Below are 16,536 nucleotides of genomic sequence, written 5' to 3'. Positions count from 1 at the left end.
ATATTTTTGTCCATCTTTTAAGATGGATTTAGGAAAAATTCGTCCATCTTCGAGCATAAATTCATCCTGAACTTTGATTGCCTCCGGTTCTATTGATGGGGCAAATTCCCAAAAAGATTGGCTGCATTATTATGACTTTCGATTGGGAGTAAAATATCAAAAGTGTATTCCGGAAATTTTGTTACAACTCCTCAACGAGGGATTTTAATTTTTCTCTCCTGAAAAAGAAAAAACATTTCCACAATATTCAACCTGGCAGGGTAAGTTTTACTATTTCAGCATTCCATTTCTTAACATTGTCATCACTCCATATTTTAGACTGCAACTTTAAAGTTTTTCAATCTCGATTTCATCCTTGACTTTCGGTCTTTTGAAGTGATTAAATTTCCCTGGGTATCTGTTACTTGACTTAACCTCTGATTAACAATAGGGCTATTTCACTTAATACTTCCTATGCCTTTCAAAGCCACTTTATAGAAACTGAACTGCATGTTTATAAACTGAACCGTAATTTTCCTCTACCACTTAAAGTAAAGAGAAATATTTCCAACGTTGTGGCTGTATAGTCCTTTATTGTATGCCGTTGTTGGCTTTTGTGTGTATGAAATGCCGAAATTATTGGTTGCAATCACAGTTCCAAAATCCACCTCAGCCAAAAAATGGTTAATGCCAGCACTGGAGGCGGGCTCAGGTACCCCTCCCGTTTGCCTGGATCTCTGAATGCCTCCATGCATGATGGCATTCGTGGCCAGGAAAGTAAACTTGGGTTTAGCAATAAAATAAAACTGTAATTTTTTATGTTTTTGATCCCTTGAAGAAGTGCTGAACTGGCTCAGGAAACCATTAAAATAAGGACTCATCTTTCCGATCCGGATTAAGGGATATATAGTCATTGAATTGGTCATGGTACCAGCAGTAATTTGTGCACCGCCAATTACTTCTATAACCTGTTTAAAAGCTACCAGGCTCTTTTCAGTTACAAAGTTGGCATTTAACAAGAATTTTGTGGTACACTGGTTTTGCCAGCCCATCGGTCGTTCATCGTGTATGAGATGGTGGATCCAAACCTGGGTTTGTCGGGCAAAAGATGCAGGACCACGAATGCCCGCTACAAGTTCTGTCTGGAAATTATATTTTTTCGTTTTGTTATAGGATGACAAAGAATGGGTAACAAAAAGTGCGCCTGAATAAGGATAATCATTTGATTGATAATCCGGAATCGTCAGATTGCTCGGTGTCACCATCATTTGCATAACAGACCAGCCATACGTATCAATGCTGTTGTTTCCGGCTTTGGGCATCATATGATCAATAAAGAGCCGGGAAGGTCGTTTTCTTTGGTAAAACAGATCAAGCCTTACCCCATTAGTATAAGCCTTGTCTGTACCGTGTCCACGAATGTTTAAGAAGTCATTGTCTTCATAAAACCTGAAAAGTTTAGCAGGCTCTGCTTGCTGCGCACGAGCTGTAAGAAGCAGTTGAAGAATAAAGAATAGAAAGAATAAAACTTTTTCCATAACCGTAAAGTCAAAGTTTTCGATAATTGCCATTCAGATAAATGGTAATAGAAGAGAAAGCCAACGTATAAGCTGGTCTGACAACACACTTCGGCGTGTGTTATTCCAGGGGGATTATTTAATATGCAACTGGCTAAGCCATAAAAACTTAAAGACATGTTTATTTGTGTAAATGCAACAGATTTAAGTTGGCAAGCGGCCCTCCCAGTTGCTGCATCCTTCCGCCATTGACCAGGTTCCCCAGATCAACTGGCATGAAACCAATTCTTTTAACCACTTCCGAACATTCCCTTTTTGCATAACGATCATCACCCGAGATGAATATGACACGTCTGCCGTGATTTTCCTGCTGGTAGCTTTCCAGGAATTTATAGTAAACTGTATTAAAAGCTTTTACCAGCCGCGCACCAGGAACGAGTTCAGCCACAAATTCGCTTGAAGTCCTTCCATCCAGATCTACCGCGTTAACATACGGTTCACAGGTCAGGGAAGGGTTAGTGGCATCGATTACAATCCGACCCTCCCATGGAGGCAAATTGGACAAAGCCAGCGGCAGATGATTCCACTGGACAGCAAGCAATACCATTTTAGCCTGCGCAGCCTCCTGTGTTGTTACTGCTTTTACCCCTGAGCCAAGATCCTTAACCAGTGAGTGCATTGACTGCGGCCCTCTGCTATTACTGATCATAACTTTGTAGCCTGTGTTGAGCAGCTGCCTTGCGAAAGCTTTCGCCACCCTGCCGGCCCCTATGATTCCAATTTCCATAATCTTTTAATTTTGGGGTAATTAATGAAAGGAAATGTTAATTGACCATTGCTGCCAGTTCAAATTTGAAAGGTAACACCTGCTCCATCCCTGAAAATTTTACTAACGAAAGTGGTGTATTGGTTTACGCACTTCGGTAATCCGCCGCATGACTTTACCTTTTGTCAGACTTACAAACTGTTATTTCCTTCCATTTTTTCTATGGGAAAGTTCCTGTTATTCGCCTTACTTGAATATAGTGCCCTGGAACCCAAATGCCCTGATATGCTGAAAATTTATAAATCAAAATTACTTTTACCACTGCTTTTCATCAATTGCCAAATAAAGGTTTCTGATTGATATTTCATGGAAACGTTTCCTAATGACTTCGGGTCCTTGATGCAAACCAGTATGAAAATTTTAACAGGCAATTAAGAAACTTGTAAAAGGCTATTGCGCAAGGTGCAAGAATTTATATTGGACATGTATGCTTCAATTCCGGCCTTATGCAACTTTCAATTTATCAGGTCGGATAAAAACAGGCTGAAATGAGCATAACACTGAAAATAAAGATCAGGTCAATAGCGTGTTTCGTTTTATAGGTAGAGGCGAGTGATAAATATTTGCAACAAATCGCGAAATTCTGTCTATCTAATCTTAACTTGTTATTGAATATATTTTATAGAAAACAATTAATCCTAAAAAACACCGCATGTTTAAGCAGCAAATATTTTTTTCCTGGTTATTGTTTGTGGAAGAGTAAGATAAGTCTGATAATTTTTGACTGAGAATCTGTAACCTCAAAATCTTGGAAACAAGTGGTCTGATTTTGGAATAAGCCCTTATTACCGCACTATACTACACAGTTTTTTATTTGATATTTCAGATTTTGCTCGTATTTCAGTAAAGTTCAGCGTTAAATTATTTATAAAAGAAAGATGATTGAAAAGGACATTTTGGATTTAGAGAATTCTGGCAATAACAAACACTCTCAAAATGACGATGCTTATTTCAGGTCGATAATTGAAAATAACTCGTTTTACATTATCAAAACAGATTTGGAAGGTAATTATTCCTATTTAAATCCTTTTTTCTGCAAAATGCTTAGTGTTACTCCCGAGGAATATCTTGGGAAAAATTCTCTGTCCCTGATAATGCCGGAAGATCACACCATTTGTATTGAAACAGTGGCACTTTGTTTTGCTGAACCTGATCAATCACACTGGGTAATACTTAGAAAACCAGTTCCCAATGGGGTTCTTTTTACGCAGTGGGAGTTTAAGATTCTGAAAGACGAGTCTGGCAACCCGGTAGAATTTCTTTGTTTAGGTCATGACATCACGCCGCTGATCCTGAAACAGGAGGAATTGCGTAACATGGTTGATGTGGCCGCTGAACAGAACAAACGCCTGGTGAACTTTACTTATATTATCTCGCATAATATCCGCTCCCATGTAGCGAATATCCTTGGGATTTTAAACATCAGTCAGGAGCTGGCAAATCATGAGATGGCCTTGGGTTTGATTCAGGAAAGTACAACAAGTCTGAATGAAATTTTAAGTAACCTTAACGAAATCATATCCATACAGGCGCATACAAGCCTTCCGATTGTTGAGATTAATGTTTTTGAACAGATTAACCGGATCGTACAAAGTATACAAATACTACTTAACAAAGCAGGTACCGAGATTGAATACAGATTCGAAAAGGACGAGGTGATGCAAACCAACCCTGCGTATTTTGAAAGTATTATGCTGAACCTGATCACAAACGCAGTTAAATACAAATCAGCTGATCGGGCCCTGCAAATATAATCAGTCTTGAAAAACACGAGCAATATATTATTTTGACTTTTCAGGACAACGGATTGGGTATTGATACTGAAAAATACAAAGACCAGCTCTTTGGTATGTCTAAAACATTCCATAAAAATAATGATTCCCGCGGACTTGGTTTGTATATAACCAAAACACAGATCGAGGCCATGAACGGTATAATAGAATTAGAAAGTACGGTAGGTACCGGAACGACTTTCAAACTTTATTTTGATCAGAAAGTTATTAAAAATTAAACGCTTAAAATAATTCTTGTTTTATATTCTCGACGTTATGATGTTAGAAGCCAGCACCGCTGTGTGCGCATATCAAAGATTCATCGTTATCGATGATGACAAAATAAATAACCTTGTTTCAAAGTTTGTCATTAACAGGTTTACCAAAGATGCACAGCTGAATGTTTATACGGATCCCGAAGTGGCATTGGACTTCATTGCCCGGTTGAATCAAGATTCAGAAGACCGGCTGAACACATTGGTATTACTGGACATCAACATGCCCAGAATGAATGGATGGGAGTTTTTAGAAGCGCTCAAAGCAACAAATTTTACTTATCCTGCACATTTCAAAATTTTCATTATCTCTTCCTCCATTGATCCAGCAGATATCAAAAGAGCCGAAGAACATGATATGGTGAGCGGTTTTTTTTCCAAACCACTCACAACTGACTATCTAAGCAAAACCTGCCAGGTAGTTTCCGGTAAAATGTGAATTACAGCACAGTTGGCCCAGGTTCGTATACCTATCCTGCGAACAACAAACTGATATTGCCTGACTATCTGTAAAATTCAGATTGTCAGGCAATATCAGGATCTACTTGGCAAGCTGAAGATCTGCTATACTTTTTATCCGGTTACGTTCCAGAAAAGCATCAATCGTTTCGAAATGTTCGATTACACGTTTGTCTTTGAATTCAAATACTTTTTGGGACAGACCTTGTAAAAAATCACGATCATGAGAGACTAACACCAACGTACCATCAAAGTTTCTAAGGGCTTCTTTCAAAACATCCTTTGACTTTAAATCCAGATGGTTTGTCGGCTCATCAAGGATCAACAAGTTTACAGGTTCCAGGAGCAACTTCACCATAGCAAGCCGCGTTTTTTCTCCACCCGACAAAACACTTACTTTTTTGTCGATATCTTCTCCTTGAAACATAAAGGCTCCCAAAATATTTTTGATCTGGGTTCTTACCTCTCCTTCTGCTACCTCGTCCACCGTCTGAAAAATTGTCAGATTCGGATCTAGTAAAGATGCCTGGTTTTGTGCAAAATAGCCAACCTTAATATTATGCCCTAGCTGGCAAGTTCCTTCCACCGCTATCTGGCCCATGATAGCCTTAATCATCGTTGATTTACCTTCACCATTCCGGCCCACAAAAGATACCTTCTCCCCTCTTGAAATAGTCATGCTTGCATTTTTAAACACAACCTGATCTCCATAGGATTTCGAAACATCCTTTACAGTAACGGGATAATCCCCCGACCGTGGCGAGGGTGGAAAACGAAGTTTAAGGGAAGAATTATCAATTTCATCAATTTCAATAATTTCAAGTTTTTCCAGCATGCGTTCGCGGGAGGAAACCTGATTGGTTTTGGAATAAGTACCCCGGAAGCGCTCAATAAACTGCATATTATCAGCAATCATTTTCTGCTGTTCCTGGTATGCCTTCACCTGATGTGACCTGCGCTCCTCACGCAATTGCAAATAATGCGAATAGTTGGCTTTATAATCAAAAATCCGCCCCATGGTTACTTCAACGGTACGGTTGGTAATGTTGTCAATGAAGGCACGGTCGTGGGAAATAACCATTACTGCATTGGCCTTATTGACTAAAAAATCTTCCAACCACATCACGGACTCAATGTCAATATGGTTTGTAGGCTCATCGAGCAAAATAAGGTCTGGCTTTTGCAATAATATTTTGGCTAGCTCAATACGCATACGCCACCCTCCACTGAATTCCTTGGTTTGTCTGTGAAAATCTTCCGGCCTGAATCCTAATCCTTTCAGGGCTTTCTCAACCTCCGCGTCATAATTAACTTCTTCCAGTTGGTAATATTTTTCGCCCAGTTCGGTAACCTGTTCGATGATGGCCATATATTCATCGCTGTCGTAATCTGTACGCGTTTCGAGCGCAAGATTAAGTTTTTCCATTTCGGTACGCATTTCCAAAACCTGCCTGAATGCTTTAGCTGCTTCTTCGAAAACGGTACAGTTATCTTCGGTAAGTAAATGTTGTGGCAAATAAGCGATAACGGCGTCCTTCGGTGCACGTACATGGCCACGATTGGCCTTTTGTTCACCAGCAATAATTTTCATCATTGTGGATTTCCCCGCTCCATTTTTACCCATCAGGGCAATTTTATCAGTAGGATTAATAACGAAGGAAACTTCGCTAAAAAGGACAGAACCGCTAAATTCAACGGCCAAATTTTCAATTGTGATCATCTTCGGATTTTTTGAAGCCGCAAAGCTACGATTATATGATTGAAAGAAACAAAAAATTTAGCTTTTGATCTTTCTATGCTTTTCAACCTTTTAAATACAAATTTACAGGATGTTTTGAGCTCATCTACAATGAAAGATCGCACTATCGCACCCATTTCCTAGCTTATTCATGGGAGATCGTCTCGGAGGAATATACCGGATACACCTGTTTGTTTTCAGAGGACTTTTTAAAAGCCAGTGACCGTTCGGAAAGTCTGCAGGAATCTCCGTTAAAAATTGGCGGCACACCTATTTTTACCTGACAGGTTTCTGGGGAATGTACACAGCTACTGCCATTTTGGAATTGATTATAAATAATAACATGAGTAATATAACTTGATTTTTATTATTTTTATATCAATTTTCAAACAGGCAGCCGAATCAAACCCGTTTATTATTGGCGCGGTATTTTTATTATTTTAAAATAATAGGTTGGTGTATCAGGACAGTATAAACACCGGGCTTTTCCTCAGCTGCATTATTTATTCCGGAAATTATTAAAGCTTTCACCATGGCGAATAAGGTATCAAAAGATCAGTCTAAAAAGGAAGACAATCATGAATCCCGCCGGGATTTCCTGAAAACGTCTTCCATCATCACGGCCATAGCCGTCGCGCCACTGGGCGTTGCAAAAGCAGCCGAGTATAATCTCGGGGAGAAAATCAGCGCTGCCTTTGAAACCACACCTGTGAACCTGACCATCAACGGTGTTAAAAAACAGATGGCCATAGAGCCCCGGTCTACACTTTTGGATGTACTGCGTGAACAGCTCGATTTGACCGGCACCAAAAAAGGGTGTGATTATGGTCAGTGTGGGGCGTGTACTGTGCATGTGAACGGACAGCGGGTTTTATCTTGTCTGAGCCTGGCAATTATGCATGAGGGAAAGCAGGTTACCACCATCGAAGGCCTCGCAAAAGGAGATGAATTACATCCGATGCAGAAGGCTTTTATCAAACACGATGGTTTTCAATGCGGCTACTGCACACCCGGTCAGATTATGTCGGCCATTGCTTGTATCAACGAGGGACATGCCGACAATGACGAGGATATCCGCGAATTTATGAGCGGAAACATCTGCCGGTGCGGCGCCTATCCCAATATTGTAAATGCCATTAAGGAAGTTAAAACCGGGGGCTTGAAATCATGATACAATTCTCATACGAACGTGCGACAACGACCAAGGCAGCCGTAAGCGCATTGGCAAATAATACAAGTGCAAAGTTCATCGCAGGCGGCACCAATCTGGTCGATCTGATGAAACGCAACGTGATGGCACCTACAAAGCTGGTCGACATCAACGCCGTCCCGCTCAAAGATATTCAGCAGAAAAACGGAAAAACGATCATTGGTGCGCTGGCCCTGAACAGTCAGGTAGCTGATGATAAAATGATCCTGGAAAAACATCCGCTGCTTTCAAAAGCATTAAATGCAGGAGCCTCAGCGCAGATCCGGAACATGGCAACCGTTGGCGGCAATATCATGCAGCGAACGCGTTGCGCTTATTTTTATGATACGGCTCTGCCTTGCAACAAACGTCAGCCCGGCAGCGGATGCGGCGCTTTGGAAGGTGCTAACCGGATGCATGCGATTTTCGGTTCAAGTGCGCAGTGTATTGCTGTGCATCCAAGTGATATGTGTGTGGCGCTCGTAGCCCTGGACGCAACCGTCGTGGTGGCCGGGCCAAAGGGCGAAAGGCGTATTCCGTTTGGAGAATTTCATCGCCTGCCGGGAGATCACCCTGAAAAAGACAACACACTCCAAAGCAACGAGCTGATCACGGCCGTTGAAATTCCCGACAATGCTTTTAGTAAAAACACGCATTATTTCAAGGTAAGAGACCGCGCTTCTTATGCCTTCGCGCTGATTTCTGTTGCGGCTGCTTTGCAGATGGACGGCAAAGTTATCAAGGAGGCCAGACTGGCAATGGGTGGCGTGGCGCATAAGCCATGGCGACTTTTGGAAGCTGAAAAATCACTGGTCGGCAAAGAGGCCAATGAGGCGACATTTAAGCAGGCTGCCGAAATAGCGATGCAGGGTGCCAAGGCATATAAAAACAATGCGTTTAAATTAAAGCTTGGGCCGAATGTTATTGTGGAAGCCCTGAAAAACGCCGCAGGCCTGGTGTAAGCATATCATAAATCCTTGAAAGAAACGATCATGAACGAAGCATTTTTTGATAAAAAAGATTATAAACCCCTGGACCGCGTTGATGGCCACCTGAAAGTAACGGGTGCAGCCAAATACTCCGCCGAATATGTTTTGCCCAATATGACCTATGGCGTATTGGTAGGCAGCCAGATTGCCAAGGGTACGATAAAAAGTATAGATTCCAAAGCGGCCGAGCGTGCGCCGGGCGTGCTTGCGGTTATTTCGCATTTGAATGCGATCAAGGTTCCGGGTTATCAGGCTGATCCTTCGAAGCCGGCCAAACCGGCGGGCGGACCTCAGCCACTTCGTGTGTTTTTTGACAATAAAATTTATTCCAATGATCAGCCGATTGTGATCGTGGTAGCGACCAGTCTGGAAAAGGCTAAACACGCGGCTTCGCTGGTAAAGGTGCAGTATGACAAGGAAGTCCATACCACGGATTTTGACGCGAATATGCAAAATGGAGTTTTACCCGAAGCAGCAAAAAAGAATCCGAAATCCGGTTCCGCTGACTATGACCGTGGACAGACAACTGCGTTTGAAACAGCCCCGGTTAAAATAGAGGCTGAATATATTATCCCCAATGAAATGCATAACCCGATGGAATTGCAGGCGGTTACCGCACATTGGGAAGCAGACGACCGGTTGACTATATACGACAAAGTGCAGGGTACCAAAACGACCCAGCGTTTCTTTGCCAGTGAATGGAAAATCCCTGAGCAGAATATTAAAGTAATCTCAACCTTTGTGGGCGGTGCTTTTGGAAATGGTCTGCGCAGCTGGCCTCATGAAACGGCTGCCATCCTTGCCGCGAAACAGGTGAAACGTCCGGTAAAACTGATGCTGACCCGTGAGCAAATGTTTACGATGGTGGGTTACCGTCCGCGTACCTGGCAAAAAGTGCAGATGGGCGCAACCAAAGACGGGAAACTGGTTGCGATCAATCACAATTCTGTCGGGCAGACTTCCAGTTATGAGGAATTCACCGAGGCTACTTTATCACAAACCCGGATGATGTATGCGGCACCCAATGTCAGCACACGTTACCGGATATTGCCACTGAACGTAGCGACGCCGATCTGGATGCGCGGACCGGGAGAAGCCACCGGCGCTTTTGGACTGGAATCTGCGATGGATGAAATGGCACATGCGATTGAAATGGACCCGATCGAATTCCGACTTTTGAACTATACCGAATCCGATCCTGACCGGAATTTACCCTGGTCAACCAAGTATCTGAGGGAATGTTATGAAGAGGGTAAAAAAAGAATTGGATGGAATAACCGAAAATTGAAACCTGGTTCCCTGCGCGATGGAGAATGGCTTGTGGGATATGGCATGGGAACCGGGACTTTCGGTGCGAACAGAGGCCCGGCAACGGTGAAAGCTGAACTGGACATGGAAGGAAATCTGGTCATGCACTGCGCGATCACCGATATCGGGCCGGGGACAGGAACCGCTATGGTACAGATTGCCTCCAATACTACGGGTATCCCGACTGAAAAAATCACCTTCCATCTGGGAAGTTCCGAGTTTCCGAATGCCGGACTTCAGGGCGGATCCTCCACCGTGAACAGTGTTGGACCGGCCGTGCTGGCTGCTTGTAATGCGTTGAAAGAACAGCTTATCGCGATGGCAGCAAAAAAAGACGCTTCGGCTTTTGGTTCTGCCAAACCGGATGATCTTGTTTTTGAAAAAGACCATATTGTTTTGTCAGAAAAATCCTCAGCAAAAGTTGCCCTGAGCGATTTGTTCAAGCAAAATAATAACCGAAAAATAGAGACGACACAGGAATCCAAACCCAGTGAAAACCGGAGTAAATATTCGATGAATGCATTTTCCATGCATTTTGCCATGGTGCACGTACATCCGTTTACAGGACAGGTACGCGTCAAAAAAATTGTTTGCTGCGCAGATGCAGGAACCATCGTGAGTCCGAAAACCGCTGAAAGCCAGATGATCGGTGGCGCAACGGGCGGGATCGGTATGGCGCTTATGGAAGATGCCGTCATGGATCACCGCTTTGGACGCTACATCACCAAAGACTTCGGCGATTACCACGTTCCGTCTCATGCCGATGTGCCGCAGATTGAAATTTATTTTGTCAACAAACCCGATTTACTCGCCGATCCGGTGGGCAGTAAAGGTCTTGGCGAAATCGCGATAATCGGTGTAGCCCCTGCGATTGCCAATGCTGTTTTTAATGCAACTGGGAAACGGGTGAGAGAATTGCCGATTACGCCGGATAAATTGATTTGAGAGGGGGAATGATTCGTGATCGGGTGGTTGTCGCGATCACGAATTGTTTTTATGATGGCGTTTTGCAGTTAGCTAGTCGCAAACAATAGTTCTGATACTTTGCCTTTGTCATAGCTTAGGTCAGTGGGGACACAGACCATGGAGCAGAAATGGTTCGTGATCGGGTGGTTGGCGTGGTCACGAATTTGTTTTTATGATGGGGTTTTGCAGCTTGACGCAAGTAGTAGTTTTGGTATTTCGGCTTCATTAGATGTAAGGTCTGTGCGGACACAGACCTAGGAGCAGAAGCGCCAAAAACTAAAAAAATTACAGCAAAACCACAAAGTAAAACCAGCAGAAAGAGCCAGCAAAAGCAGGCACCGCAAATGCCCATGTTGCAAAGTTGGTAATTTAGTGACGATTGAAACTTTCGATAATCGTGGCCCACCGACTTGGTGGAAATCGAGCGTTAGCCAAATCCCTGTTCCTCATAAAAGTTAGATTTTTGTGGGTAGTGGAAGGTATGTCCAAATAATAGTTAAATAGCTAAAAAAGAACCATTTAAAATGTAAAAAAGGCAGTGAATCGAAAATTACTGCCTTGTTCCACCTCAACCGAGGCCACGAAAACTCCATAAAAAAAGGAGGGTTTGGTTGGCACTCACCGCCACCGCAGGTTAAGTTCAACAGCGCCTTCATGGCTTGGCTTTCAGCCGCCACGAATGCTTAGTTGTTAGCTGTAGTGCTTTTTCGTTACACCGTTTTTGTCATTGAATTAGCTCTTTTACCTGTCTAACGAACTGTACAAAAAGTAGTGCTACAATTGAGTAATATAAAATGAACCAAAAATAAAATTTATTTAATTCAAGTATTTCTGTTGTCAGTAAAAGTAATATCAGGTTAGCAAACACAAAACAAAGAGATAGCCCAAAACTTCTGATGGTCATTTTTTTAATTGTGTTATACTGAATTTGATTGTGTTCAATGTTTTGCAAATCAAAAGTAAACTCATTAAGTTGATAGTGTGATTGATGTTTGTCGATTACTTCTTTTAAAATTTTTACACCTTGTAAATTTCTGTCATAAATTTTTTCAAGCAAATGATAATCATCGCCTTTTATGCAGTCGTTAAGCGTTTTATTTTCTGCTACCTTTTTATCCAAAACAAATCCTTTCAAAAATCCAATTTCTGAACTAATATTTTGCAAACGAAAAGTTGCGAAAGCCCCGATTAAACCTGTAACGGTTGCCACAATAGCAGCAACCGTTGCAAAAAGAAATTCTAAAATGTCTGCGTTTGGCATCTCTATGCGTTTACTAATCCTATTCTGGTTTTATTAACCTTGTTTTCAGCAATTTCCTGTGCAATAAAATGCCCCACATTTCCTGCAAATATTTGTTTGGCTTCACTTTTCGGAAAGTAATTTTCTTGTGAAAGATACTTACCATCTGCATCGCCTTCTACCACCATTGTTGGGCAAATAAATAGGTAATTAATATCTAGTGGTGCAATGTTGCTGTATGCTTCCCAATGGTCGGCTCGTTGGTTTTTTAAAAATTCTGGTTGTCCTGCCAAATCCCTGCGTAAAGTTTTGTTGTCGTGTAAAGTAAGTCCTGATCCAGCAACTAAAATTATGCGTTGATTGTCTGAAACCAATTTTGATAATAGTTTTCCAACTGGCGCAACTACCATAGTTGGATCTTCATAATTTCGATTTCCTACGGCTGAAACTACAATATCAAAACCTTTTATAGCTTCTGCAATTTTTGTTTCATCATTCAATTCTCCTGTGATGACGTTTACATTTTCAGGATATTCTTTTTGGCGAATGTAAACGCTTACTTCGTTTCCTGCTTTAATGTTTTCCTTTACAATTTGTTTTCCCATTAAGCCTGTTGCTCCGAAAACGATTACTTTTTTTGACATAATTATTTGATTTTGTGATTTTCTATTTTTGAAATTAAAGTTTCAATAGAAACTCCCATTAATCTTTCATAATTTAATTGAAAGAGCCAAATGGCTTGTTTTACATCACTTTCAGAAGTGATTTTGAAAAGTACCCAACCTTCATATTCGCCAGCATAAGGGAATTTTTTGGCAAGATTATTTTTGAGAAGTGGTATTCGTAATTCGTTAGTGGTAGCCAAATGCACAGAACCATCTAAATGAATGTGTCCCAATTCATTTTTACCTACATAAAAATCTGCTCCATCTACTTTTGTACTGTCGTATAAATCCCAATGCGTTGCTGAAATAACATTTTTCCATTGTTGAATGGCAGTACTTACCATTTGTGGATACATTGACATTGTTGGTGCTGGTGCAAATATTCCTTTTTCTTCGAGTGTCATATTTATAAAATTTGATACTGCAAAGATGAAGGCTTTGTTAAGGAAGATGTTAGGACTAATCGTTAGTTTGTCGGTACTTTTACGATATATTTCTAAAATCTATGGGTGAAAGTCCGATTTGTTTTTTGAAATATCTTGCAAAATAACTGCTGTCTTCAAAACCTAATTGGTCTGCAATTTGGCTTACTGTTAATTCCGAAAATTGAAGTAATTGTTGTGCTTCTAAAATAATTCTTTCTTGAATAATTTCAGTAGTTGTCTTTCCGATTGTTGCTTTTACAAATGTGTTTAACTGGTTTGTAGAAATATTTAATTGAGAAGCATAGTCTGAAACAGATAGTTTTTTAGCAAAATTCAAGTCAACCAATTTTTTGAATTGCTTAAAAATTACAATTTGTTGTTTGCTTTTATTTTGATTGGTTTTGGGTGAAAATATTTTTTGAATTCGTCTTAATAAAACCAATAATAATGCTTGAATTATGTCGATTGATTTTTCATTGCGGTTACTTTCATCGTAAATTAAATCAACAATTGGTTGAAGAATATTTGTATCTTCTTTGGTAAGTTGTAAAAATGGATTTTCGTAAAGGTTGTCTAAAAATGAAAGTTCAAAAAGAATATTTTTATCTTGAAATATTTGCAGTAAAAAGTTTTCTGTAAACAAGATTATAAAACCTTCAATATCCTCCCATTCTTCAAATAAATGAAGCTGTCCTGGCGAAATAAAAAACAAGGTGTTTTCGGATATTGAATAATTTTTAAAGTCAATATGCTGTTTGCTGTTACCTTTTGTAATCCACATCACACTATAAAAATTGTGCTTATGTGGAAACTCAATATTTTCAGGCTCTACCATTTCTTCAAATCTGTCCACCAAAAAGTCAACCTGTTTGTTAGGTTGGTTTATGAGGTCAGCAATTGATATGGTTTTGAACATTTAGTAAAGATAATTAAGTCTGGATTTTTGTCTATTGGTATGAGTTCGTGGGGTGTCACGCAGCTTTACAACTAACGGTTTAGGGCTTTGCAATGGTGGGGCAATAGAAGCGAAAAACTTCAATTTTACACAATAGCTGATCTGAAGAACAACTGTTGAATTTAGCAGTTTCGACCCACTATTACAAAACCCTTGTTAGCTGATGTAATTTATGGTTTGCAATAAATTGTTACTTCTGTATTCAACTCTAGACAACTAGAAATTAATGAAGAAATAAACCATAAGATTTGTATTGTCTCATTCCTTTCATTAAAATGAACTCCATTAACCAAATTCTCTAAGTAGATTTCAAGATTTGATTTTGAAATAAAATCTATAACAAGAATTACTTCTTTTCTTAAATAGGGATTTTTTATTGTCTCTTTAAATTGGTCAATGATTTGGTTGGAATTTTGACCTCTTCGGCTTCTGGCTATTAATGTATTTACTCCGTCTGAACTATTATAAGTCGAATTCCAAATATTTCTTTTGCTTTCCAATTGAAAATCTTGTGGTGTCAAATTTCCAAGATTTTTTTGAGCTTGTCCAACTATATCCTGAAATGCAGAAGCAGAGGCATTGGCTATTTTATGTTTTGAATGAAAAAACGAAATTTTGTTTTCAGAAATTCCAATATGATCTGCCCATTCTTTTGATAAATCATCACAGATAAAAAAATCAAAGTCATTTTGAAAATTATTTTCTACAAATCCAAATAGTGAATTATTTTCAAATAAAGTTGAAGTCGTTAAGAATGCTCCTTTTTCAGATGTAATATTGTTAAGGTCATTGTGTATTTTAAAGATTTTTAGAAAATTGGGAATACTTCCAATAAGTCGGCTATCTTTAAAGAGTTTCCTATTTGAATATGCTAAATCTATATTGTCAAAGTTGATGATAAATGAATTTTTTCCATTTATATAATCAGTTACTGAAATTTCATTTCCATTATCTTGTATAAGTTTCACGTTCTTTAATTTCTGAGAACGTATTGTTATTGATTTGTCATTAAGTTTTATTTCTAAGTCTTTACTAGTTGTATTGTTAATTGAATGAACACCCGCAATAGTATCAACTTTACATAGTCTTTCAAATTTTGCAAGAAAATCAATTAGATTGATTTCTTTATCAAGAATTTCTTCATCTTGAATTGTATATCTAACTATAACTCGATTGATTAATCCTTGCTCAAAATCTGTATAAATATTACTAAAGTTGAAAAGTATAGAAATTGGAACTAATCCATCTTTGAGAGCTTCATAATCTTGTGGTTCTGCAAAAATTGATAAAAATGTACTTGAGTTTGTATGATTTTTGATTTGTTGAACGAGATTTTTAGACCAGAAGCAAAAATTTTCTATCGAATTTTTCTTGCCAAATTTATTAATACGGGATGAGTTTAACATCAGGGATGTTTTCTCATCATTATTTTTCAATCTTAAAGAATTTAATAAATAATTACTGGCTCCAAGAGCAGAGAAATTTTCTTTTAAATCAATAGCTTCAATTGTTTTTTCTCTAACTGCCTTGTCGGAAACATTCAAATTTTTAAGCGAAAATTTCTCAAAACTTGTATCATCAGTTACAAACAAAGTAGATAAAACAGAATAGTCTAACGGTTTAAATTGTTTTAAAAAATCTTGGATTTTACTTATGTTTTTTTTATTTACTATGATGTAATCTTCAATTTCAACAATAAGTAAATAAGCAATCTTTTCCTCATCCCAATTTGTCAATCCTTCTTCTATGAATGTCGGTTTTGTCGTGTATTTAAAAACACAAATTGAATAATATATGTCTTCATTTTGATTTAATTTTAACCGAATAGAATTTAACAGATAATTTCCTGTTTTTACAGATGATACAGTTCTGAAAATTTCTGTAATCTTATTATTGAAAACCGGAACATTTTCGCTATTCTCATAAAAATAAGCATTTTCATTTATCAGAATGTTTTCAATCTTCTCTTTAATTGTCATTGGTGTCGGGTTTTATTATATCAGCTAACTCTCTAATATGCGGAAGTTTTGTAATACATATTGTATTTATTAGCATCATGTAAATTATAATAAATTAGCCAATAAGCCAACGAAAGCAGTTAAACAAGACTACTCAGCTCCCTACGGTTTTTAGTATAAACCAAGCCTTAGAACACGAAAAACACTCAGACGGGGAAACCTTAACGGATTTCTGAACTTCGAGAAAGACCAAATGAAGATTCATTTAAAGTTGA

General features: G+C 39.1%; 14 protein-coding genes. 6 read left to right on the top strand and 8 right to left on the bottom strand.

The features are described 5' to 3' along the window. Window positions 1–518: 518 nt before the first annotated feature. Both FZF08_RS15725 and FZF08_RS15720 read right to left on the bottom strand, forming a co-directional pair. Window positions 519–1,550, bottom strand: coding sequence for a lipid A deacylase LpxR family protein (locus FZF08_RS15725; protein ID WP_159470367.1), 1,032 nt, complete (start codon window positions 1,548–1,550; stop codon window positions 519–521). A gap of 127 nt (window positions 1,551–1,677) precedes the next feature. After that, the gene (locus FZF08_RS15720; protein WP_200837101.1) at window positions 1,678–2,283 is read right to left on the bottom strand and encodes an NADPH-dependent F420 reductase; all 606 of its coding nucleotides are present in this window, start codon (window positions 2,281–2,283) and stop codon (window positions 1,678–1,680) included. A gap of 917 nt (window positions 2,284–3,200) precedes the next feature. Here FZF08_RS15720 and FZF08_RS15715 point away from each other — a divergent pair. Genes FZF08_RS15715 through FZF08_RS15705 form a run of 3 tightly spaced genes read left to right on the top strand, consistent with a single transcriptional unit; the run spans window position 3,201 to window position 4,808 of the window. Next, on the top strand, window positions 3,201–4,076 hold the full coding sequence (locus FZF08_RS15715; RefSeq protein ID WP_159470364.1) for a PAS domain S-box protein: 876 nt from the start codon (window positions 3,201–3,203) through the stop codon (window positions 4,074–4,076). Continuing rightward, the gene (locus FZF08_RS15710) at window positions 4,073–4,333 is read left to right on the top strand and encodes an ATP-binding protein (RefSeq protein WP_310590598.1); all 261 of its coding nucleotides are present in this window, start codon (window positions 4,073–4,075) and stop codon (window positions 4,331–4,333) included. The genes FZF08_RS15715 and FZF08_RS15710 overlap by 4 nt, the downstream gene beginning before the upstream one ends. A gap of 37 nt (window positions 4,334–4,370) precedes the next feature. Continuing rightward, window positions 4,371–4,808, top strand: coding sequence for a response regulator (locus FZF08_RS15705; RefSeq protein WP_159470358.1), 438 nt, complete (start codon window positions 4,371–4,373; stop codon window positions 4,806–4,808). 102 nt (window positions 4,809–4,910) lie between these two features. Here the strand turns inward: FZF08_RS15705 and FZF08_RS15700 are convergent, their stop codons facing one another. Next, a complete protein-coding gene (locus FZF08_RS15700; protein WP_159470356.1) occupies window positions 4,911–6,548 on the bottom strand; it encodes an ABC-F family ATP-binding cassette domain-containing protein in 1,638 nt (545 codons plus the stop codon). 550 nt (window positions 6,549–7,098) lie between these two features. Here FZF08_RS15700 and FZF08_RS15695 point away from each other — a divergent pair. From FZF08_RS15695 to FZF08_RS15685, 3 genes are read left to right on the top strand one after another with little or no spacing between them, the layout of a single operon-like run. Further along, a complete protein-coding gene (locus FZF08_RS15695; RefSeq protein ID WP_159470353.1) occupies window positions 7,099–7,737 on the top strand; it encodes a (2Fe-2S)-binding protein in 639 nt (212 codons plus the stop codon). Then, a complete protein-coding gene (locus FZF08_RS15690; protein ID WP_159470350.1) occupies window positions 7,734–8,717 on the top strand; it encodes a xanthine dehydrogenase family protein subunit M in 984 nt (327 codons plus the stop codon). The genes FZF08_RS15695 and FZF08_RS15690 overlap by 4 nt, the downstream gene beginning before the upstream one ends. 30 nt (window positions 8,718–8,747) lie before the next feature. Further along, window positions 8,748–10,997: a xanthine dehydrogenase family protein molybdopterin-binding subunit gene (locus tag FZF08_RS15685; protein ID WP_159470346.1), complete on the top strand. Its 2,250-nt coding sequence runs from the start codon at window positions 8,748–8,750 to the stop codon at window positions 10,995–10,997. Between the two features lie 745 nt (window positions 10,998–11,742). On the opposite strand, the gene FZF08_RS15680 is transcribed toward FZF08_RS15685, so the two are convergent. The 5 genes from FZF08_RS15680 to FZF08_RS15660 form a co-directional block, all read right to left on the bottom strand. Further along, entirely contained in the window at window positions 11,743–12,279 is a 537-nt protein-coding gene (locus FZF08_RS15680) for a hypothetical protein (RefSeq protein ID WP_159470344.1), read from the bottom strand. A 2-nt stretch (window positions 12,280–12,281) separates the two neighbouring features. Then, the gene (locus tag FZF08_RS15675) at window positions 12,282–12,902 is read right to left on the bottom strand and encodes an NAD(P)-dependent oxidoreductase (protein ID WP_159470342.1); all 621 of its coding nucleotides are present in this window, start codon (window positions 12,900–12,902) and stop codon (window positions 12,282–12,284) included. Between the two features lie 2 nt (window positions 12,903–12,904). Beyond that, window positions 12,905–13,327, bottom strand: coding sequence for a luciferase family protein (locus tag FZF08_RS15670; protein WP_159470340.1), 423 nt, complete (start codon window positions 13,325–13,327; stop codon window positions 12,905–12,907). A 79-nt stretch (window positions 13,328–13,406) separates the two neighbouring features. Then, a complete protein-coding gene (locus tag FZF08_RS15665; RefSeq protein ID WP_159470338.1) occupies window positions 13,407–14,264 on the bottom strand; it encodes an AraC family transcriptional regulator in 858 nt (285 codons plus the stop codon). Between the two features lie 209 nt (window positions 14,265–14,473). After that, window positions 14,474–16,282 carry a hypothetical protein gene (locus FZF08_RS15660; RefSeq protein ID WP_159470336.1) on the bottom strand — a complete coding sequence of 603 codons (1,809 nt, stop codon included), beginning with the start codon at window positions 16,280–16,282 and terminating at the stop codon, window positions 14,474–14,476. Window positions 16,283–16,536: the final 254 nt, after the last annotated feature.

Origin of the sequence: Dyadobacter sp. 3J3 (genome assembly GCF_009801115.1) — a bacterium.
GTDB lineage: Bacteria > Bacteroidota > Bacteroidia > Cytophagales > Spirosomataceae > Dyadobacter.
This window is presented reverse-complemented; position numbering and strand designations above follow the sequence as displayed.